At 68.4% G+C, this 20064-nt stretch carries 18 protein-coding genes; 7 read left to right on the top strand and 11 right to left on the bottom strand.

Annotated features, from left to right (window positions below; genetic code table 11):
• Positions 1-48: 48 nt before the first annotated feature.
• The 4 genes from NRB20_RS11305 to NRB20_RS11290 all read right to left on the bottom strand — a co-directional run bounded on the left by NRB20_RS11305 (position 49) and on the right by NRB20_RS11290 (position 3850).
• Entirely contained in the window at positions 49-1665 is a 1617-nt protein-coding gene (locus NRB20_RS11305; protein ID WP_153410030.1) for a hypothetical protein, read from the bottom strand.
• Between the two features lie 108 nt (positions 1666-1773).
• Positions 1774-2727: a type IV toxin-antitoxin system AbiEi family antitoxin domain-containing protein gene (locus NRB20_RS11300; RefSeq protein ID WP_153410029.1), complete on the bottom strand. Its 954-nt coding sequence runs from the start codon at positions 2725-2727 to the stop codon at positions 1774-1776.
• Between the two features lie 146 nt (positions 2728-2873).
• Positions 2874-3503, bottom strand: a complete 630-nt coding sequence (locus NRB20_RS11295) for a TetR/AcrR family transcriptional regulator (protein WP_153410028.1) — start codon at positions 3501-3503, stop codon at positions 2874-2876.
• Positions 3503-3850 carry an SPW repeat domain-containing protein gene (locus tag NRB20_RS11290; RefSeq protein WP_153410027.1) on the bottom strand — a complete coding sequence of 116 codons (348 nt, stop codon included), beginning with the start codon at positions 3848-3850 and terminating at the stop codon, positions 3503-3505. Before NRB20_RS11290 ends, NRB20_RS11295 begins: the two co-directional genes overlap by 1 nt.
• A gap of 225 nt (positions 3851-4075) precedes the next feature.
• Here NRB20_RS11290 and NRB20_RS11285 point away from each other — a divergent pair, with 225 nt between their 5' ends.
• Both NRB20_RS11285 and NRB20_RS11280 read left to right on the top strand, forming a co-directional pair.
• The gene (locus NRB20_RS11285) at positions 4076-5260 is read left to right on the top strand and encodes an NAD(P)/FAD-dependent oxidoreductase (RefSeq protein ID WP_153410026.1); all 1185 of its coding nucleotides are present in this window, start codon (positions 4076-4078) and stop codon (positions 5258-5260) included.
• Between the two features lie 59 nt (positions 5261-5319).
• Positions 5320-6096 carry a glutamate racemase gene (locus NRB20_RS11280; RefSeq protein ID WP_319944749.1) on the top strand — a complete coding sequence of 259 codons (777 nt, stop codon included), beginning with the start codon at positions 5320-5322 and terminating at the stop codon, positions 6094-6096.
• A 198-nt stretch (positions 6097-6294) separates the two neighbouring features.
• On the opposite strand, the gene NRB20_RS11275 is transcribed toward NRB20_RS11280, so the two are convergent.
• Together NRB20_RS11275 and mftR2 are read right to left on the bottom strand one after the other, a co-directional pair.
• Entirely contained in the window at positions 6295-7368 is a 1074-nt protein-coding gene (locus NRB20_RS11275) for a ferredoxin--NADP reductase (protein ID WP_153410025.1), read from the bottom strand.
• Positions 7369-7426: 58 nt separating this feature from the next.
• Positions 7427-8071: a mycofactocin system transcriptional regulator MftR2 gene (gene mftR2 / locus NRB20_RS11270; protein WP_153410024.1), complete on the bottom strand. Its 645-nt coding sequence runs from the start codon at positions 8069-8071 to the stop codon at positions 7427-7429.
• Positions 8072-8500: 429 nt separating this feature from the next.
• Here mftR2 and mftF point away from each other — a divergent pair, with 429 nt between their 5' ends.
• Entirely contained in the window at positions 8501-9865 is a 1365-nt protein-coding gene (gene mftF / locus NRB20_RS11265; RefSeq protein ID WP_153410023.1) for a mycofactocin biosynthesis glycosyltransferase MftF, read from the top strand.
• A gap of 2 nt (positions 9866-9867) precedes the next feature.
• Here the strand turns inward: mftF and NRB20_RS11260 are convergent, their stop codons facing one another.
• From NRB20_RS11260 to NRB20_RS11250, 3 genes are all read right to left on the bottom strand, one after another.
• Entirely contained in the window at positions 9868-10836 is a 969-nt protein-coding gene (locus NRB20_RS11260; RefSeq protein ID WP_153410022.1) for an NAD-dependent epimerase/dehydratase family protein, read from the bottom strand.
• Complete coding sequence (locus NRB20_RS11255) at positions 10833-11273, bottom strand: MerR family transcriptional regulator (RefSeq protein WP_153410021.1); 441 nt, start codon at positions 11271-11273, stop codon at positions 10833-10835. The genes NRB20_RS11260 and NRB20_RS11255 overlap by 4 nt, the downstream gene beginning before the upstream one ends.
• A 386-nt stretch (positions 11274-11659) precedes the next feature.
• Complete coding sequence (locus tag NRB20_RS11250; RefSeq protein WP_227833446.1) at positions 11660-12556, bottom strand: esterase/lipase family protein; 897 nt, start codon at positions 12554-12556, stop codon at positions 11660-11662.
• A 681-nt stretch (positions 12557-13237) separates the two neighbouring features.
• On the opposite strand from NRB20_RS11250, the gene NRB20_RS11245 reads away from it, so the two are divergent.
• From NRB20_RS11245 to NRB20_RS11230, 4 genes are all read left to right on the top strand, one after another.
• The gene (locus NRB20_RS11245; protein ID WP_153410019.1) at positions 13238-13510 is read left to right on the top strand and encodes a hypothetical protein; all 273 of its coding nucleotides are present in this window, start codon (positions 13238-13240) and stop codon (positions 13508-13510) included.
• A 64-nt stretch (positions 13511-13574) separates the two neighbouring features.
• Positions 13575-14291: an NUDIX hydrolase gene (locus NRB20_RS11240; protein ID WP_153410018.1), complete on the top strand. Its 717-nt coding sequence runs from the start codon at positions 13575-13577 to the stop codon at positions 14289-14291.
• A 124-nt stretch (positions 14292-14415) separates the two neighbouring features.
• Positions 14416-16557: a glycosyltransferase family 39 protein gene (locus tag NRB20_RS11235; RefSeq protein ID WP_319944748.1), complete on the top strand. Its 2142-nt coding sequence runs from the start codon at positions 14416-14418 to the stop codon at positions 16555-16557.
• A gap of 396 nt (positions 16558-16953) precedes the next feature.
• Positions 16954-17604, top strand: a complete 651-nt coding sequence (locus NRB20_RS11230) for a hypothetical protein (protein WP_153410017.1) — start codon at positions 16954-16956, stop codon at positions 17602-17604.
• Between the two features lie 15 nt (positions 17605-17619).
• Here NRB20_RS11230 and NRB20_RS11225 read toward each other — a convergent pair whose 3' ends face one another.
• A complete protein-coding gene (locus tag NRB20_RS11225; RefSeq protein ID WP_319944747.1) occupies positions 17620-18870 on the bottom strand; it encodes a TetR/AcrR family transcriptional regulator in 1251 nt (416 codons plus the stop codon).
• 186 nt (positions 18871-19056) lie between these two features.
• Entirely contained in the window at positions 19057-20055 is a 999-nt protein-coding gene (locus NRB20_RS37515; RefSeq protein WP_194289803.1) for a hypothetical protein, read from the bottom strand.
• Between the last annotated feature and the right edge of the window lie 9 nt (positions 20056-20064).

Here is a 20064-nt window from a genome sequence, read left to right as displayed (position 1 = left end):
CACCCCTTCGTTGTGGCTGATTGTAACCACATTGGGTGTGGCGGTGGGTCAGGCGGAGTCGGAGGCGGCGAGGAGGGCTTCGGCGAATTGGCGCATCTGGTCTGCGCCGCCGAACCAGGTGGAGACGAGGTCTACGGCGGCGGTGCGGGTGCGGCGGGCGGCTCGGATGAATTCTTCGAGGGTTACGTCGCCTGCTTCGGCCTTGTCGGCGATGTGCTCGAGGGTGTGGCTGGCCAGGAGGAGGTGCATGATCAGGTTGACGTCGATGTTCTTGGTGACGTCGTCCTGGGGTGGGGTGCGGGTGGTGCGGCGCAGCGGGGTTGTGGTGGATGTTGTTGTGGTGCTGGGGGTTTCGGTGTCGGACCTAGCTGCCGCGGCGGCCTCGGCTTCGGCTTCGGCGGCGCGTTCGGCGGCCTTGCGGCTCATCCTGCTGCGTGGCGGGGCAGGCGGTGGGGTGGGGGCCTCGATCGTGTCGGTGGGGTCGGGGGCGGTGAGGCCGGATGTTGTGCGGGCGCGTTGCGGGCGGTCGGCGGATGTGCCGGAGGGCGTGGAGTCGGGGGCGAGTGTCGTTGTCGCGGAGGTCGTTTCCGGAGCGGTGCGTTCGAGGAGCGGGGTCGGGGCGCTGCCTTCGGGGAGCGCGGCAGGGGCGGTGCGTTCAGGAAGTGCGGCCGGGGTATTGCGTTCGGGGAGCGCGGCCGGGGTATTGCGTTCGGGGTGTGGGGGTGTGGGGGTGCGCTCGGGGAGTGGTGTGGGGGTGGTAGCCGGATTGTTTGTGCGGGTGTCGAATTCGGCGGACAGCGGGTCGGTGGTTGTCGCGGATTCGCGTTCGGCGGTGGCGAGTAGGGAATTGCCTGTGAAGTGGCCGGAATCGGTTGTGGTGTAGGACGATCCGTTGGTCAGGCTGCCGGTGCCGCCGGATTTGCGGCGGGTCGGCAGCGGCGAATCGAATTGTGCGTCCAGCAGATTCGCGATGGGCTGGCTGTAGGCGTAGTCGGACTCGTCGGCATCGGTGAATCGGTGCGGCAGGCCGGGGGTTCGCCGCGGTAGGCCGGGCGATTCCGCGGGAGGTTCGGCATCGATGCGAAAGGCCGAGTCCAGCGGCGGATTCGCGGGTTTCGGTGCGGGCGTCGCGCTGAATTCGGTTGTCGGAGACGGCGTATCGGCGGCGGAATCGATCGGCGATATTCCGGGCGGGGGAGTCGTGCGGAACGGGTCGGGCTCGGCGGGTGCGTCGAATGCGGAGAATGTCGAACCGGTGTTCCCGGAAAGGGATTGGAAGCTGCCCGAGCCCGGATAATTTTCGGGTTGCCGCCCGGTAGCCAGCGAATCGGCTATCGAGGTGCCGAAATCGGGCCGGATCGCCACCGGATCGGCTGCGGACAGCGGTGCCTCCGACAGGCTGTACGCCCGATCGGCGGCCCCGCCCGGCGGCTCGGGTGCGGGCGCGACCGAAGGCGTTGCGCCGGTGGCCCATTCCGGCGCGGGATCGGCCGGTGTCCACCCGACGGCGACCTCCGGACGACCCAGACTGCCTCGGCCCGGATCGAATCCGGTGAGTGCGTGCTGCGATCCCGTCGCCGGTTCGGTGCGCGGATGGGTGAGGCGATACCCGTCCGGGCGCGAACGATTGGGTTCTCCGAAACTGGCGAAATCGGGGTCGGTCATAACGCCATTCTTACCTTCACATCCGTGGTATGCGACCCCGCGGGTAGCCGGATTATCCACAGGCACACTCGATTCGCGCGGTAGCTGGGAAGATACGGGCAGGTGAATTCATCGGAGCCGGGGCGCGGGAACCCACCGCCCGCGGCGGGTGAGGTGTGCGGCGGCATCGATGGCGGCGACGGTCCGGCGCTCGATCTCCGCTGGATCGTCGAGCTCGTCCCAGGTGTACCGGACCGGGACCCAGCCCAGGGCGCGCAGCCGGTCCTCCCGCAGTTCGGTGGCGAACGCCGCGCGCCGCGCCGCCTCGGGCCGGTCGGGACCGATCTCCGGGCCGGGGTCGAAATCGATCGCGACGCCGAACTCGGGCAGCAGACAGTCGACGCGGGCCACGAAACCGTTGTCGGGACTGAGTATTCGGGCCTGCACCTCGGGCGCGGGCAACTCGGCCGCGGCCATCACCACGCGCAGCCGGGACTCACCGATGCCCGAACTGCGGCCGTCCAGGAAGGTCAGCACGTGTGCAGCCTGCCGGTAGCCGGGACGCGCGCGGGCCCGACGCACCTGTTCGCGCAGCTGCGAGGTCGTCACCGCGCCGTGGTGCAGCGCCGCGTCGCCCGCCACCACCGCCGGCGCGAACTCCTCGGTGCGGGCGATATCGATGATCGTGCGCGCCGCGCTGGTGTAGCGGATGCCCGCCACCGTGACGATCTCGTCGGCCGCGAGCTGCCCGGCGTGCAATACCAGCAGGCGGCCGATCCGCGCGCCGTTGCGGCGGGTGCGGGTGAGATGGGCGCGGTCCAGCCGGATTCGCCAGGTGGGTAGCTCGTGCCCGACCAACGCCGAAACATGGCTCACCACCGCGACATCGGCGGTCGCGGCGATCGTTGCCCGGACGAGCGCGCGATGCCGGTCGACGGCGCTGAGCGACTCGGCCGGGGTGCTGAGATAGTGGCCGGTCCGGACGCGATGCCACAGCCCATGCCGGCACAGTCTGCGCAGATCGGCATCCGACAGTCCGGTGGCGAGGGCATCGCGGCGCGAGATCGGTTGCTGGGTTCTCATCCCTCGATCATGTGTGCGCCCATGCCCTTTCGGGCCCGCCCGGACACGAATGTGGATAACTCGGGGGGTGTGGATAATTCACCGTCTCACGGTCCGTTTCGCCACGCCCACACAACGGGTGCGGGAACGGGATACGCGCCCGGATTTCAGCCCAGATGCGTCATCCCCGCGGCCACGACCCGCGAGATGCTCAGGATCTCCTCGGCGGTCGGCAGACTCAGACCGTCCAGGGTGTGCAGCCGGTCGGTGGTCGCGATGGCCAGCATCGCCGACACCCACGCGCCCGCGCACGCGCGCAACGTGCCCGGCTGCACCGGACCCGGCGCACTGGCCGCCAGCACCCGCGCGGTGATGTCGAGCAGCTGATCGCGCATGCGCCGCAACTGTTTCCGCACATCGGGATGGGTATCGGCCTCGCGCCACATGATGACGCGCAGCACCGAGGAGTGATGATCGCGCAGATTCAACGCGGCATCCAGCGCGATCAGGCTCTGCGCGGGATCCCCCGGCGACACCACCGCATCGATGTCATCGATCGGATTGGCCGGAATCCGCTCGGCCATCAGCGCCGACAGGATCGAATCCTTGGTCGGGAAGTAGTAGAAGACCAACCCCTTGGGCACACCGGCGGTCGCGGCGATCGCCGCGGTCGCGGTGGCGTCGAATCCGTGTGTCGCGAAAAGACTTTCGGCGGCGTCGAGGATGAGCTGGCGGGCGTCGCCGTCGACCTTCTTGCTCCGGCGACGCCCCGCTCGATGGGGTTTGGGCATCTGCATCAGTGAGCAGTATGCATCCGCGCCGTGACTTGCGGAAGTGCCGCGACGGCGACCACGACGGTCAGTACGCCCACGATCCAGGACGTCCAGGACGCGCCGTTGAAGGAGCTGTAGTTCATGACCCACGGGGCGATGAACAGCAGTACGCCGAGCACACCCATGGCGTAGTCCATACCGGACATCGCCGGGCGCGCCATCTGTGCCAGACCGGTCAGCGCGATGAGCACACCGAGCACGATCAACGTCCACATGGCTCGATCACTGTGATCTACCCAGATCGGCGACAGCGCAGTGTAGACACCGAGCACGACTGCTACGAAGTCCTGCGCACGGGATTCGGTGAACATGTTTTGCCTCCTCAGGGCGGTGATTGGTGTTCAATTTCCGGTATAACTCTGATTGACCGCCCGATCAATACCTGTCCCGGCACGATTGGGGCGCAATATCCGGTGCGTATGGACGTGTCGGTCGTCACAGTGATGAAATTGGAACAGGTTCTAGAATAAGTTGGATACCGTGCACCTTTCGATAGCTGAGATCACCGTTGCCCGCGTCGCGTCCGGGGTGACCCGATGACCGGCCGCCCGATCGTGATCGTCGGTGCGGGGCTGTCCGGCCTGCGCGCCGCGGAGGAGCTGCGGCGCGCCGGATACGAGGGCGGGCTGATCCTGGTCGGCGACGAGGCGCGGCTGCCCTACGACCGGCCGCCGCTGTCCAAGCAGTTCGTGCGCGGCGATATCGACGACACCACTCTGCGTCCGGCGGAGTTCTTCGCCGAGAACGCCATCGAACTCCGGCTCGGCGTCACGGCCACGGGTGTGGACACCGCCGGCCGGCGACTGCTGCTGGACGACGGGACCGCGCTGGACTACGACCGGCTGATCATCGCGACGGGCCTGCGCCCCAGGCGAATTCCCGGACTGCCCGAGGCGTCGGGCGTGCACGTGCTGCGCAGTCACGACGACGCGATCGGCCTGCGCGACGGACTGTCCACCGCGTCGCGCGCGCTGGTCGTCGGCGCGGGCTTCATCGGCTGCGAACTCGCGGCCAGTTTCCGTTCGCGCGGCGTCGAGGTCGTACTGGTGGAACCGCAGCCGACGCCGCTGGCCGCCTCACTGGGCGAACAGGTCGGCGAGTTGGTCGCGCGCCTGCACCGGTCCGAGGGCGTGGATCTGCGCTGCGGCATCGGCCTGGAATCGCTTGTCGTGGCAGCGGATGCGGTCCGCGGCGCGCGGCTCTCGGACGGTTCGACCGTCGAGGCGGATCTCGTGGTGATCGGCGTCGGTTCGGCCCCCGCGACGGACTGGCTCACCGAATCCGGTATCCCGTTGGCGGATCGGTCCGTGGGCGGCGGCGTGCTGGCCGACGCGACGGGCCGCACCTCGATCGAGCACGTCTGGGCGCTGGGCGATGTCGCGGCCTGGCACAGGGGCGACGCGCATCGGCGCGTGGAGCACTGGACCAACGCCGGCGAACAGGCCCAGCTGCTGGCCGCCGCGCTGCTGGGCGCCGAGGGGCCCGCGGCCGGGGTGCCGTACGTGTGGAGCGATCAGTACGAGGTGAAGATCCAGGTGCTCGGTTCCACGCGCGGCGCCGACGAGATCCGGATCGTCGAGGACGACGGCCGCAAATTCCTCGCCCACTACCTCACCGACGGCGTGCTCACGGGCGTGGTCGGCGCGGGTAAGGCGGGCAAGGTGATGAAGATGCGCGCCGAACTCGCCGCGAACACCCGTCCCGGCGAGCGGGTCGGATAGCCCCACCGACGAGCAGGGCGCGGCGCGAGGTTCCGCAGGTCACGAATACAGTGACGGGTGTGATTGTCGCGCTGATCGATTCGGGCCTCGGACTGTTGACCACCGGCGCGTGGTTGCGCAGACTGCGGCCCGATCTCGATCTGCTGCTGCAACTGGATCCCGACGGCGCGCCGTGGGGTCCCAAACCCGAATCCTGGCTCGTGGAGCGGGTGCTGAACGCGGCCCGGCGATCGCTTGAGCTGGGTGCGGAGGTGCTGGTCCTGCCGTGCAACACCGCGAGCGTCTCGGCCCTGGAACAGGTGCGTGCCGAGGTCGGGCCGGGGGTGCCGGTGATCGGGACGGTTCCGGCGATCAAACCCGCGGCCGCGGCGTGCGCGACGGTGGCCGTGTGGGCGACCGCCGCGACGACCGCGAGCCGCTATCAGGCCGATCTGATCGCGCGTTTCGGCGGTGACGCCGCGGTGACCGGTGTGGCCTGTCACGGCCTGGCCGATTCCATCGATCGCGGCGATCGGGCCGGTATCGAGGAGGCCATCGCGCAGGCCGCCGCGCTGACCCCGCCCGGCACCGAGGGCGTCGTGCTGGGTTGCACCCACTATCCGCTGGTCATGGATGCGATTCTGGCCGCGCTCCCGCCCGGGGTGCGGCTGTTCGACAGCGCCGAGGCCGTCGCGGTGCAAACCCTGCGCCGCATCGACGCCCTCGGCCGCCCGACCGCCGGCTCCGGCGCGGTCACCGTCTACAACAGCGCCCGCCTCGGCGAATTGCCCAGCAGCGCATCGGCTTTCGAGGCCGGTCGAATCCTGGGCGCGCCCGCCGAGGTCATCACCGCCTGAGCGACATTGCGTCCGGCGGTCGGTTCCGGTGCGGTGACTGTCCGCGACGGTGCCCACTCCAGCGAATTGCCCGGCAGCGCATCGGTTTTCGATGCCGGGTCGCCGTTCGCATCGCGACGCGCGGAGGCGAAGCCCGAGTCTCGAATGCTGAACGGCGAGCCTCGGGCCGCGAACACCGCCGGAGTGGATGCCGATGATTCAGAACTGGATCTTGAGGTGGTCCGTCACCGGGTGGGCCTGGCAGCCCAGGATGTAGCCGGCCTCGATGTCCTCCGGGTCCAGGATCTCGGAGTTGTCCATCTCGACCTTGCCCTCGAGCACGGTGCAGGCGCAGGAGCCGCATTCGCCCTCCTGGCAGGAGTAGGGGACGTCCAGGCCCTTGCTTAGCATGATGTCGACGAGGGTCTGGCTGCGCGGCCACTGGAGGTTGTGCACCTCGCCGTCGAGTTCCACGTCGACGGTGGCGGCGTCGGCGGCCTCCGCCTCGCTGATCTCCTCGGGTTCCACATCCGCGAACGGGTCTCCGGCGAGGGAATTGAAGACCTCGGCGTGGGTGCGGTTGCGCGGGACGCCGAGCTGGGCCAGTGCGTCGTGCACGCCGTCCATGAAGGGCTTGGGTCCGCACATGAACGCGCGGTGCTCGGCGAAGGGGCGGGCCAGCGCGGCCAGCTTCTCCACGTTCGGCAGGCCCTGGAGGGTTTCGAGCCAGTGCACGATCACCAGTCGCTGCGGATGCTTGTCGGCGAGTTCGCGCAGTTCCTCGGCGAAGATGACCGAATCGCCGTCCCGGTTCGCGTAGATCAGCGTGATCCGGCCGCTGCCGCCGGCCAGCGCCGACTTCAGGATCGACATGATCGGCGTGATGCCGCTGCCCGCGCCGAACAGCAGCAGGTCCTCGTCCAGATCCTTCGGGGTGAACACGCCCGACGGCGGCAGCACCTCGATGGTGTCCCCGGCGCGGACGTTGTCGCACACCCAGTTCGACGCGTACCCCTCGGGCGTGCGCTTGACGGTGACCTTGGGCGCGTCGTTGGTGTGCGGCGAACTGGCCAGCGAGTAGCAGCGCGCCACCGAACCGGTCAGCTCGCTGGGGATGCGCAGGGTGAGGAATTGACCGGGCTGGTATTCGAACCGCTCACGCAGGTCCGCGGGCACCTCGAAGACCAGCGAGCAGGCATCGGCCGTCTCGGTGATGACCTCGGATACCCGCAGCAGCACCGAGCGTGAGCTGTGCGGTGCTGCGGGGTCGGGTCGAGGGTCGGCGGTGGTCATAACGTCCTCTCGGGCCGGGCGTTCACGCGAAGAGATCAAACTAGAACGTGTTCTAGTTTCATGATACGCAGCCCTCCTGTCGGCGGACAAGCTGGGCTTCCAGTCCGGAGATCAGCACGTCCATACCGAAGTCGTAGGAGTATCGGCCGCGTAGGTCACCCATGTGCTTGACCGCGCGGGCCATCGCATCGGGCAGAGTCGCATCGGCCAGGCCACCGCGGTCGCGCGGGTTGACCCGGCTGCGCCCGAACAGATACGTATGGATCGTCGCATAGGCCGAGAGCACATTGCGGTCGTCGAATCCGGCATCGGACAGGATTTCCATCACAGCGCCGATCAGATCCAGCTGTTTGCCCAGCATCTGTTCGATGAGCACGTCGCCGAGGCCGGGATGTTTACGCAATTTCTCATCGATCTGATCGACGAGTTCGCGTAGCCGCTGCTGCCACGGGCCCGAATCGCGATCGGGTTTGCGCACGCCGGTCAATGCGGCCGTCGCCACCAGATCGAGCAGTTCGCTCTTGTCGGCGACGTAGTAGTAGGGGGCCATCGGAGAGACGCCGAGTTCGCGGGACAACCGCCGCATCGACAACTTCTCCACGCCGTCCTGCCGTACGACGCGCAATGCCGCCGCCACGATCTCCGATTCCGACAGCGTCTGATTGGCGGCGCCTCCGGTATTACGGCCCCCGCTGGTCTGCATCCGTCCGACTCCCATAGCACCTCGAGACTGTGCCGGTGGTCTGCTCATACTCGGGCGTGCGTGATCGCCTGCCGCTGCCGCTTCCGGCCGTGATAATCGGCGGCGTACCCGTCGTGTAGCTGTTCACCGTGCTTTCTCTCCGAAGTCTAGAGCGCGTGGCTCGGCAGAGGTCCGGATGTGTGTCACTCACCGGTCGGGCACATTCGTGCGGGCGCACAATTGCATTAGCCAGCCGTGAACTGATCGATGCGGCACTGTGATCCGGCGCGCCGACGGGATTGTTTGCGGTTCGATAGCCATTGATCTAGATCGGCGGTGTGGCCGCGGGGCGGCGGTCGGCGCGGCCGCGCCGGGGTATTCGCGCGGAATGCGATCCGTTTTTCTCGACACCGTGCACCGGAACGGCTGTCAGCGCATAACATTTCCGGAATGCGCCATGAGCGACTGCCCGACGGGTTCGGGGTGCGGATCGATCCCAGGGTGCGTGCGTATTCCGGTGGGAGGTTCCTGGTCGGCGATTCGCCGACGAGGTTGCTGCGACTCGCGCCGGATGCCGCGGCCCTGATCGGCGACGGGTACCTCGAGGTGACCGATCCCCGGTCCGCAGTGGTTGCCAGACGGCTGCTCGACGCCGGGATCGGCAATCCGCGACCGCGTCTGCTGCCGCGTCCGGAGGAGGTGACCGTGGTGGTGCCGCTGCACAACGACACCGATGGTCTCGGGCGGCTGCTGCGCACCCTGCGCGGGCACAGCGTGGTGATCGTGGACGACGGTTCGGACAAGCCGGTGGCCATCCCGCGCACCGGCGGCCGCTGCCGGGTGACGGTGCTGCGGCACGATCGCCGCCAGGGCCCCGCCGCCGCGCGGAACTCCGGATTGCGTGCGGCCACAACCGAATTCGTCGCATTCCTGGATTCGAACGTGGTGCCCCGGGCCGGCTGGCTGGAGGTGATGCTCGGACATTTCAGCGATCCCGAGGTGGCGCTGGTCGCGCCGCGCATCGTCACGCGGGAACCGGCCGCCACCGTACTGGGCCGCTACGAGCAGGCGCGTTCGTCGCTGGATCGGGGGCGGCGCGAGGCCGAGGTGAGTTCGCGGGGCGCGGTGTCCTATGTGCCGGGGGCGGCGCTGCTGGTGCGGCGGCGCGCGGTGCTGGCCGAGGGCGGATTCGACGAGGAGATGTTCTCCGCGGTCGAGATCGATCTGTGTCGCCGGTTGGAGCGGGGCGGGTGGCGGCTGCGGTACGAACCGGCCGCGCACGTCGCCTGCGATCATCCGGTCTCGTTCGGAAAGTGGTTCGCGCGCAAGGTATCCCACGGTACGGGCGTCGCCCCGCTGGCACGTCGGCATCCCGGGACCGCCGCGCCGCGTTCGGTGCCGCTGTGGGCGGTCGTCGCGACGGTGCTGCTCGGGATCGCCTCGCGGATCAGCGTGCTGGGCGCGGTGCTGACCCTCGCCGCCGCGCTGGTCCGGTTGCGCCGGGTCTTCGCCGAACTCGATCATCCGACCAGAGTCGCCGCGCTGGCCCTGGCGCGCGGCTACTCCGGTGGGGTGTGGCGCATCGTATCGGCGATGTGTCGTGACTATTGGCCGGTGACCCTGGTGGCCATGGTGTTCTCCGCGCGGCTGCGGCGCTTCGCCCTGACCATGGCCGCCGCCGACGGGCTCGCCGACTGGTTCACCCATCGGGACTCCGGCGGCCTGGATCCCGTGCGGTATCTGCTGTGCAAGCGACTCGACGACCTCGCCTACGGCACCGGCCTGTGGATGGGCTGGCTGCGGTGCCGGGCGTAGGGCTATCCGTGGTCGAGTAGGCCCAGGTCACGCAGGCTTTCGGCGGTCTGCACGATCGTGGTCTCCGCCGGGCGGGGTGACCAGCCGAGTTCGGCCTTCGCCCGGTCGTTGTGGATGATCAGGTTCGGTGGTTCGACGCCGGGGACTTCCTCGGTCGGCACCCGGGCGGCCAGGGGGCCGAGATGCTTGCTCAGGATTTGTGCCATGTCCAGGAAACTGATCGTCGGGCCGTCGGCCAGGGCCAGATAGCGTTTGCCCGCGGCCTCGGGGGCGGCCATCGCGCGGATGTGCAGATCGGCGACATCGCGGACGTCGGCGACGCCGAAACGTTGGCGTGGTGCGGCGGTCATCGTTCCGTCGAGCATCGCCTTGGTCAGGCCCAGGGACGAGCGGATCTGGGTGAGCAGGGTCGGGCCGAGGATGAAAGTCGGGTTGACCGTGACCAATTCGGTGTCGCCGCCCTCGCGTTCGGCGAAGTCCCACGCGGCGCGCTCGGCGATCGCCTTGGATCGCGGGTAGAGGGCCAGACCGGGCGTATCGGGATCGGTCCAATCCTGTTCGGTGTATTCCGCGCCGGGTTTGGGCGTGTAGCCGATCGCGGCGAACGAGGAGGTCAGCACGACGCGGCGGGCACCCGAATCGCGTGCGGCCCGCAATATCCGCAGGGTGCCGTCACGGGCCGGGACGAGCACAGCGTCCGGGTCCTCGGACAGGATCATCGGCGTCGCGGTGTGGTGCACCTCCTCGCATTCCGCGACCGCCGCCTTCCAGCCGTCGTCCGTGGTCAGTTCGGCGGCGACGATTTCGAGATCGCCGTCGTCGGCGCCGCCCCGGCGGACGGCCTCGCGCACCAGGGCCTCGCTGTCCAGCGAACGCACGGTGGTGCGGACCGCGCGACCCTCGCGCAGCAGCGCGGCGATCAGTTGGGTGCCCAGATAACCGGTTCCGCCGGTCACCAGTACTCGATTCATTTCAGGACCATTGCTTCCAGTCGGGGGTACATCGCCTGCACCCGTTCGTTCGCCGCCGCCTCCGCGACGTCGTCGTCTTGCGCGCGGGCATCCCACAGCGCGGCCTTGGCATTCAGGTATTCGAGGTGGACGCGCAGTGCCACGATCTCGGCCTCGACCCGTTCGGCGTGGCGCAGCAGCAGATCGCGCTGCTCACCGGCCGCGGCCCGGCCGCGGGCGCGGTTCGCCTGATAGACGCGCATTTCCGCGATGCCCAGGCCGACCGCGCGCAGACAGGACAGGATCTGCAGGTTGTCGAGGTCTTCCTCGTGATACCGGCGATGCCCGCTGCTGGGATCGCGGTCGATCGGGCCGATCAGCCCGACCTGTTCGTAGTAGCGCAGGGTCGGTTCGCTCAGACCACTGCGCCGGGCGGCGTCCTGGATCGTGAATGGCATATATGCAGGAAAGCAGACTTGAAGCGCTTGAAGTCAAGGGCTGCGGACCGGATATCCCGCTCGGATGTCTGATGGGCCGGGTGCGACGTTCCGGATACGGCCGACCACGACGTGGGTGAGAGTGCCTGTGCGGGACGCGGTTCGAGGCGGTGCCGCCCGAGACGATCTTGGAGTCCGTGCGGAAGGGCATGGCTGGTTCGGTGTTTCGGCAGTTGAGTGGCGGTGCCGGACAGGGGCCACGAGTTGCGGTGCGCGCGTAGGCTGGTTGTTGCGGTGGTCCGGGTGTGCTCGCGGGGCGCGAGTGGGGTCACCGAATGCTTCGCCGGTGCCGCTCCCGGGGAAGGTGCGGCACCGGCGGAGGTTCGTGAATTCGTGGGGGGTCCACGCTACGAGTGCAACTGTTCGATCACCCAGGCCGTGGTGGCGGGGCTCGATCGCAGTGTGGAGTGATCGACCGCGGGTGATGTCGGAAAACGGTCCTCGTACACGACATTCACCACGCCGGGCTCCGTGAGCAGCGAGCAGGTGACCGCGGGGGTGGCGATGTGGTCGTTGCGGGTGGCCAGGACCGAATAGTGCACGCCGGGTTGGGTGACCGGGCTGTCGAAGACCGCCTTGTACACCTCGGAGGTGGGCGACATCTGCATGGCCGGGGCCATGCCCGGGAACATGATCGTCAACGCGGACACCAGATATGGTGCGACCTCGGCCGCCTGGACCGGTGTCATCGGCGGATTCGTGATGCCGTACTGGGTGAGCAGGCCGGTGCCGTCGCAGCCGCGTGATTCGGGCGCGAGCAGTACCGCGTCGCGCACGAAAGGCGCGCCGTGCAGCACCTTCAGGTAGTACTGGGTGACGAAGGCGCCCGCCGAATGCGCGACGATGTCGACCTTGTCCGCGCCGGTGGCCGCGCGGACCCTGGTGACGAAATCGGCGACCTGCCGCGCCTCGCTGGGCACATCACCGGCCCAGCGCTGGCCCTTGATGATGCCGCCCTGGAACAGGAACGCGCAGCCGCCGTCGGCGCGCAACGCGGTGAGCATCGGATTCCATTGCGCCGCAGTGTGATCGGTGGTGCCGTCGGCTCCGGGGAGGACGACCACGGGGTGCGGATGGCCCGGGCCGGGCGTGCAGTCCAGCGCGGGCTCGATCACCGTGCCCGCCGGGATCGATGACGTGTCGATCCGGATCGGCGCGGCGGCGGCCGGTGTGGCCACGATCGCCAGCACCCCCGCCAACGCGATGCCCAGCAGCGCGATTCGAGCACGCAACGTTGTCCTCATCTGCGGCACAGCCTTTCGATACTGTCCGAACCATCCCTGGTCCGGTGGTCGACGCACCGGTGGCGTCGGCGCCGGACTTCGTGTGGGATGGGCCCCCTGATACCCGTGCATCGGGCCACCCCCCGAAAACTTGTTCCATCGCACCAGCGTCATCGGCCCATGTCAATGGGTATCCGGCGTGGTGACGCAAACGCGCCGCTGGAACGGGTGCGGGTGGCATCTCGGGTGCGGGCGGCGCGCGGTTGTCACAGCGCGGTGGCGGCCCGGCCGCGCGGTGGCCCATTCGGACCGGCGAATATCCGCGGTGCATGCCATATGGTTGCTGAATATTTATGAAAACGTAATTCTTCAATAGACTTACAACTCTGTGAGTCGTGCGGGTAATCGAGCGACCGAAACCGACTCGCGGACTTGTTGTCGTGTCACCCCGGCCGGTCATGCCCGCATTCGGGCAAATCGCCCCACGTGGGCCATTAGTCATTTGTCTTCGGCAAAGCTTCCGATCGGTGTCCGGCGAAGGGCTGTATCTCGAACGTAACCCAAGGTGCGAGCATGTTTTGTTAATGTCGGCATACGCTGTTGGTCCTGAGTTGAAGGTTGGCATCAATTCGATCGGAAGACGTTCGAAAGAGAGTGTCTCGGAATATGTTCCGAGGTTGTCGTACGAAGGGGTGCGCTGTAATGAGCCAGAGCTGTAACCGGCGGCGGGAGGCCGCGGAGATCCTGGTGGAACAACAGTCAGGAGATGTGCTGGTGTTTAACGACAGTGGATCCGCCGAACCGAGTGCGGCGGGATATTACCTGGATCGTGACGGGGACGTGTGGGAGAAGGAGGCGCAGGGCTGGCGGTTGATCCTCCAGCGCGGCGTCGCGGTGGATCCGGTGTCGCTGTGGGATTGGGTGGAGGGGCATGTGCGTGACTACGCGCCGTTCATGCCCGTCGCGATGAACTGATCGTTCGACCGGAAGCCTGCCCGCACCGACTGTTATCGTCAGGGTGACGATTACAATCTCGGTCATGGGCAATGCTTTTCGCCTCAACGCGGCGGTCGCCGTCGATCTCGTCGTGCTGACCCTCGGCGCTCGGAACGCGCCCAACGACACCCTGTGTGCGCTGCTCGTGCAGCGGCTGTACGCACCGTATCGAGGTAGATGGGCGTTGCCGGGCGGCTTCGTGCAGACCGACGAGAGCCTCTCGACGGCGGCCGTGCGGCTGCTGCGGGAGGAGACCGGGATCCGGGCGGACCGGATGCATCTGGAACAGCTCGCCACCTACGGCGAACCGGGCCGGGATCCGCGCGGCCGGGTGATCAGTACCTCCTATCTCGCGCTGGTGCCGAATCTGCCCGCGCCCACCGCGGGTGGGGACGCCACGGCCGCCGCGATCTGGTCCGCCGAGCAGATCCTGGCCGATCCCGGGCGGCTGGCCTTCGACCATCACCGGATCCTGGCCGACGGGGTCGAGCGTGCCCGCGCCGAATTCGAGCACACGCCGCTGGCGACCGCGTTCTGCGGTCGCGAGTTCACCGTGGCCGAGCTGCGGCGGGTGTACGAGGTGGTGTGGGGGACCGCGATCGATCCGCGCAACTTCCATCGCAAGGTGACCAGTACCGCCGGATTCGTGGAGGCGACCGGGCGGACCAGCACCCGCGACGGCGGTCGTCCCGCCCAGTTGTACCGGGCCGGACCGGCCACCGCGCTGCGCCCGCCGATGATGCGACCGCAGGCCGCCTGAACCGCGTTCGCGCCCGGACCTACCTCCTGCACAGCATGTTCCCAGCCAGGGCACAGCGAGCCTGCCGGACGGCGTTTCTACGCTCTGGCGGACAGCGGGGAGATCCCTGGCGGAAGGCGGGAAGATGGTGTCGATGTCCGGCGTCGACGAGGGTGCGGTGATCGAGGACTACGCGGGCGCCTCCGCGATGCGGTCGGGGCGAGATCCCGGTGAGGCGCGGCCGCGCTGGGTGCGTCCGAGTCTGGCCGCACTGCTGATCGCGACGGCCGTACTGTATCTGTGGGGTCTGAGTTCGGCGGGCTGGGCCAATCCGTTCTACGCGGCGTCGGTGCAGGCGGGGACGCAGGATTGGAAGGCGCTGCTGTTCGCCTCGCTGGATCCGGGGAACGGCATCACCGTCGACAAGCCGCCCGCCGCGATGTGGGTGATGGCGTTGTCGGGGCGGGTGTTCGGGTTCACCTCGTGGTCGATGCTGCTGCCGCAGGCGTTGCTCGGGGTCGCGACAGTCGCGCTGCTGTACGGGGCGGTGCGCCGGTGTGCGGGATACGCCGCGGGGCTGATCGCGGGTGTCGGGTTGGCGCTGACTCCGGTGGCGGCGTTGATGTTCCGGTACGACAATCCCGATGCGCTGATGATGCTGCTGGTCGTCGCGGCGGCCTACTGTGTGGTGCGGGCGCTGCGGTCGCCGGGGACGCGATGGTGGTCGGCGGGGACCGGGTGGCTGGCGTTGTCTGGGGTGGCGATCGGGTTCGGGTTCCTGGCCAAGATGATGCAGGCGTTCCTGGTGTTGCCAGGGTTGGCGCTGGTGGTGCTGGTGGCGATGCCGGGCGGATTCTGGTCCCGGATCGGGAAATTGGCGACCGCGGGGGTGGCGGTGCTGGTGTCGGCGGGGTGGTATGTGGCGCTGGTCCAGGTGTGGCCCGCGGATTCGCGGCCGTACATCGGTGGGTCGACCGACAACAGCCTGTGGGATCTGGCGGTCGGGTACAACGGGCTGGGGCGGGTGCTGGGGAACAAGAATCGGCATCACGCTCCGACCACCGGGACGGGCGGCGCGACGACGCATATCGCGACTGCCGCGCCGCAAGGTTCGACGACCGCCGCGCACGTGCCGTCGATCACGGCCGTCGATCCGGGTGGCGCACATGCCACGACCGCTGCCGCGCACGCGCAGGCGCCGCATTTCGGTGGGATGGCGCACGGTGGCACCGGGCTGACGCGGCTGTTGCAGGATTCGCTGGCGACCGAATTCGCCTGGCTGGTACCGGCGGCGGTGATCGGGTTGCTGGCCGGGTTGTGGCTGACCCGTCGTGCGCCGCGCACCGATCTCGCTCGCGCCGGGCTGATCCTGTGGGGCGGCTGGCTGGTGGGTACCTGGTTGGTGCTCAGTTATATGAGCAGCTCGTTCCACACCTACTACACGATCGAGCTGGCTCCGGCGTTGGCGGCGCTCGGTGGGATCGGCGGGACGTTGCTGTGGGCGCGCCGCGAGCATCTCGCGGCGCGGATCGGGTTGGGGTTGATGTCGGCGGCGACGGGCCTGTGGGTGTTCCATCTGCTCGACGAGACGCCGACGTGGTTGCCCTGGCTGCGCTGGACGCTGGTGATCGCCGGATTCGTGGCGGCGGCGCTGCTGATCCTCGGGCCCGCCCGGTCGCGTCGGTTCGGCGTGGTGGTCGCGGTCGTCGCGGTGATCGCCGGACTGGCCGGTCCCGCCGCCTACGCCGTGGAGACGGTGGCGCTGCCGCACAGTGGCGGGAGTCCGTACAGTGGCCCGGTTCGGTTGCGCGGCAACGGGTCCGGGCACAGTGCGACGGCGAAGAGTACGGCGCGTCTGGATGCGATGCTGTCCGACACCGACAACCGTTGGGCGGCTGCGGCGGTCGGCTCGCAGCAGGTCAGCACGATCGAATTGCGCACGGGCGCATCGCTGTTGGCCATCGGCGGTTTCAGCGGCCGCGACGATTCCCCGACGTTGGCGCAGTTCCGGCAGTACGTCGAGGACGGCGATATCCACTACTTCCTGATGAACGCCCGCCCCCAGGTCCACGGCACCGGAAGCGACACCGCCGCAGACGAATCCGACGTGCACACGACGAGCGCCCACCGCGACTCCACGACAGCCCACCCCGCCGACGCACCCGAGAAGACCAGCACCTCGACCACCAGCGGCGGCCAGATCACGTCCTGGGTCCAAGCCCACTACACCCCCACCACCGTCGACGGCGTTCAGCTCTACAACCTGACCATCCCGCCGCGGCACTGAACAGCGAGATGTGTTGCGGCCGAGGCTGAGTGGGCCTGGGCTGCGGACTACATCCGGTGACTGCGGGTCAGCCTGCCTGTCGAGATGTGTTGCGGCAGCGGTCTGATGACCGGAGGTGATGTCGTATGGGCAGGTGACCTAGGGCCTCGTCGAGGGCCGGAGGTCTCGGGGCTGACTCTGAGGTGGTCGGACGGGATGCCCGTCGACGGAGTGTGGGTGAGCTGCCGGGAGGTCCGTGCGTCGGGGCGGATTTCGAGATGTGTTGCGGCCGAGTCCTGTGTTGTCGGGGCTCGGCCGCAATGGGTTCGGGGGCGGGAGGTTGCGGGGTGGTGTCGGTGTGGCATCCGATGTGGGTGGGGTGGTGTGGTCGGGGGTGGGCGGTGGTACACCGGGGGTATGAGTGAGGTTGGGGTCGATGTGCCGGCTGTTCGGGGGTGGTCGGCGGAGTATTGGGGGTATCTGATGTGGGGGTTGGCGGCGCTGGCCATCGCGGGGCCGGAGTTGGCTTCGGTGTTCGGGGTGGGGGATTGGCCGACGATCTCGGCGACGGTCGGGCATCTCGAGGCGGCGCATTCGTGGGTGCGGCTGGTGGTGGTGTTCGTGATCGTCGTGCTCGGGTATTACGCGGTGCCGCAGTTGCTTTCGCATCCGGCGCGGCCGCGGATCGTGCCGGGGCAGCAGACGACGGTCAACGGGCGGGCCACCCGGGACGCCGAGGCGGTGCGGTCCGCCGGGATGGGGTGGTATCTGGTGGTGGCGATCGCCGGACTCGTGGTCGGGCTGGTCGTGGCGGCCGGGGCCCGGCCGCTGCATCCGGGTACCTACGCCGGCGCGTACGTGCTCTACGGGCTCATCGCGGTGCTGTGGGTGATCGTGCCCAGCGTGCTGGCGATGTTCTTTGCGCGAGAAGTGCCGTTCCCCACGCTGTTTCGCACCATCGGCTATCTGGAACGCCGCGCGCACCCGGTCGCCGCGATCATCCTCGCGCTGCTGGTGATCCTGCTGCTGCACCTAGCGTTCTACCCCTGGCCGCGCTACGGATCCTGAACGCGCGCAAGGGAATCAGCGCGCCGCGCCGAACAGCACGACCTCGAGCAGGCTGATCACCCGATCCTTCGGGCAGATCCGATCGTCCTCGCCGAAGACGCGGCCCAGGTCGACCACGAGGCTGAACGCGGCCTGCACCAGGATCCGGGCCTGGCCCTGGGACAGCTCCGGCCGGACCTCCACCAGCAGGTTCACCCATTCGGCCACGATCAGCCGCTGGACGTTGCGCAACATCGTGCGCTCCTCGGCGGGCACGTGCCCGAATTCCGCGTAGTACACGAAGGTCAGGTCCCGCTCGGCGAAACAGCCCGCGACGTACAGATCGATCAGTTTCGAGAGCGTCTCGGCCGGAGTGGTCGAGGACGCGGTCGCCGGACCGATCGCGCTCGCCATCCGATCGGCCGCCCGCCGGAACGCCGCCGCCAGCAGATCGCTCTTGCTGCGGTAGTAGCGGTACACCGCCGAGGCCGCCGACAGTTCCGCGGCCGTCGCGATGTCCTCGACGCTGACGTTCGGATAGCCGCGTTCGTGGAACAGCTCGACCGCTTTGCGCAGCAGCACTTCGTGTTTGAACGACTGCGGGATCTCCACCGCGCGCGGGGTGCGCGGATCCAGTTGGGGCTCGGGCAGATCCGCGCGCACCACCGCCCACGCGGCCGAATTCAGCACGGCCGTCAGCGGTTTCATCGGCAGCGCGGCGTGATGGTCGCCGATACTGCTGATCAGGCTGAACAGCGTCACCGAGCGGACCAGGCTGTCGCGGCTGCCCAACTCCGGGCGGAGCTCGTCGATCAACCGGCGCACCACCGCGATCGAGGTGCGGAACTGCTCGTCGAGGGTTTCGCGGTCGGTGTCGTCCAGATAGCGCCGTTCCCAGCGGGTCAGCGCGACCGTGGGGCGATTGGCGATGGCGTCGGCGATCATCGAATCGATGACGTGGCCCAGCCGCCGCTCCGCACTCCAGTCCACCGCCTCCTCGGGCAGCGTGACGGTGACGACGGTGGCCGCGCTCAGCCGCAGCAACTCCTCGCGGAACAGCGCGTATTTGCTCGGGTAGTGCCGGTACAGGGCCGCGGAGGAGATGCCCAGGCGCGAGGCGATGTCCTCCATGCTGACGCCGTGGTAGCCGAGGGAACCGAAGGCAGCGGCCGAGGTCGCCGCGATCTGCGCGCGGCGATTCTTCGGGCGACGGCGGATCACCCGGTCGGGCTTTCCGGTCGTCGATACCTCTGCTGAGTGCGCGGTATCGCGCTGACCTCGGCTCACAGTGCTGGCCTGTCTTTCGGTGACGGCGTGCGCGCGCCGGATTTCGGTGTGCGCACGCGACTGGCGGGATGCCGGTGCGGTGGGTTCACCGCCGTGGCGTTCCCGGAATGTTCATGATCGCCATGGTAGCCAGCAGGCGATTTGCCGCCTTCCTGTGTTACCGACGGTTGCGGTATCGATACCGGGCTAGGGCTGGGAACCGGGCACCGCCGCGAGTGGGGAGCCGACCTTGTTCACCAGCCAGCGGTCGCCGTCCTTCTCCAGCCGCATCGACAGCGACAGCTGTCCCGGTTCGGGTTTGCCCTGCGTACCGAGGCTGGTGATGGTCTGTCCGACCACCACGACGGCCTGCGCGGAGGTGGTGTCGCCGGAGACGATCGCGCACTGGGTGTCGCTCACCGTGGTGGTCACCTCGCCCTTCATCAGCACGTCACGCAGGTCCTTACTGGTCGTGTCGAATTGCTTGCGCCAATCCCCGGTCGCGCCCGCGAGCACGGCCTGGAAATACGTGTCCAGGTGTTTCGAGTCGTACGTGGCCAGTGTCGGGCCGTACTTGCAGGCGACGTCGCGTGCCTGTGCCTGCGCCGTGAGGGTCGCCTCGTTGTGCTCGTTCTGTAGGTAGAAGTAGACACTCGACGCGACCGCCGCAATGAAAAGGATTGCGACGACAGAGGATACCGCGATACGGGTGGTGCGGCCGAACCGCGGAGCGCGGATTCGGCGTGTCCGGGGTGTGTTGCCGTCGGGGTCGGACGGGGAGTCCGCGGTGTCGTCGGTGGGGGTGGATTCGGCTGTCCCGGAGTCCGTTCCGTTGGACGTGGTGGCGTTGGACGCGGTGGTGTCCGATTCGGTGGTGCCCGATGCGGTGGCAGTCGATAAAGCGTCGTTCGATGCGGTGGCAGTCGATACGGCGTCGTTCGATGCGGTGGCGTTCGATTCGGCGGCAGTCGATGCGGTGGCGGATTCCGCTGTGGACTCGGAGTCCGCCGGGGCCGTGGCATCGGAATCCGCCGTGGCAGCGCTGGTTTCGGATGCGTCGACCTGCCCGGTGACCGCCGGTGCGGCGGCGTGGGACTCGGAATCCGCCGTGGCAGCGCTGGTTTCGGACGCACCGACCTGCTCGGTGATCGCCGGTGCGGCGTCGTCGGATTCGGCGTCCGCGGAATCGGTTACCTTGTCGCTCATGGGGTTCGG

This window comes from Nocardia macrotermitis, assembly GCF_009604405.1.
Lineage (GTDB): Bacteria > Actinomycetota > Actinomycetes > Mycobacteriales > Mycobacteriaceae > Nocardia > Nocardia macrotermitis.
This window is presented reverse-complemented; position numbering and strand designations above follow the sequence as displayed.

Excerpts from the sequence above, each read along its gene's own strand:
- NRB20_RS11305 (WP_153410030.1), bottom strand. The coding sequence starts at position 1,665 with ATGACCGACCCCGATTTCGCCAGTTTCGGAGAACCCAATCGTTCGCGC.
- NRB20_RS11300 (WP_153410029.1), bottom strand. The coding sequence starts at position 2,727 with ATGAGAACCCAGCAACCGATCTCGCGCCGCGATGCCCTCGCCACCGGA.
- NRB20_RS11295 (WP_153410028.1), bottom strand. The coding sequence starts at position 3,503 with ATGCAGATGCCCAAACCCCATCGAGCGGGGCGTCGCCGGAGCAAGAAG.
- NRB20_RS11290 (WP_153410027.1), bottom strand. The coding sequence starts at position 3,850 with ATGTTCACCGAATCCCGTGCGCAGGACTTCGTAGCAGTCGTGCTCGGT.
- NRB20_RS11285 (WP_153410026.1), top strand. The coding sequence starts at position 4,076 with ATGACCGGCCGCCCGATCGTGATCGTCGGTGCGGGGCTGTCCGGCCTG.
- NRB20_RS11275 (WP_153410025.1), bottom strand. The coding sequence starts at position 7,368 with ATGACCACCGCCGACCCTCGACCCGACCCCGCAGCACCGCACAGCTCA.
- mftR2 (WP_153410024.1), bottom strand. The coding sequence starts at position 8,071 with ATGCAGACCAGCGGGGGCCGTAATACCGGAGGCGCCGCCAATCAGACG.
- mftF (WP_153410023.1), top strand. The coding sequence starts at position 8,501 with ATGCGCCATGAGCGACTGCCCGACGGGTTCGGGGTGCGGATCGATCCC.
- NRB20_RS11260 (WP_153410022.1), bottom strand. The coding sequence starts at position 10,836 with ATGAATCGAGTACTGGTGACCGGCGGAACCGGTTATCTGGGCACCCAA.
- NRB20_RS11255 (WP_153410021.1), bottom strand. The coding sequence starts at position 11,273 with ATGCCATTCACGATCCAGGACGCCGCCCGGCGCAGTGGTCTGAGCGAA.
- NRB20_RS11250 (WP_227833446.1), bottom strand. The coding sequence starts at position 12,556 with ATGAGGACAACGTTGCGTGCTCGAATCGCGCTGCTGGGCATCGCGTTG.
- NRB20_RS11245 (WP_153410019.1), top strand. The coding sequence starts at position 13,238 with ATGAGCCAGAGCTGTAACCGGCGGCGGGAGGCCGCGGAGATCCTGGTG.
- NRB20_RS11240 (WP_153410018.1), top strand. The coding sequence starts at position 13,575 with ATGGGCAATGCTTTTCGCCTCAACGCGGCGGTCGCCGTCGATCTCGTC.
- NRB20_RS11235 (WP_319944748.1), top strand. The coding sequence starts at position 14,416 with ATGGTGTCGATGTCCGGCGTCGACGAGGGTGCGGTGATCGAGGACTAC.
- NRB20_RS11230 (WP_153410017.1), top strand. The coding sequence starts at position 16,954 with ATGAGTGAGGTTGGGGTCGATGTGCCGGCTGTTCGGGGGTGGTCGGCG.
- NRB20_RS37515 (WP_194289803.1), bottom strand. The coding sequence starts at position 20,055 with ATGAGCGACAAGGTAACCGATTCCGCGGACGCCGAATCCGACGACGCC.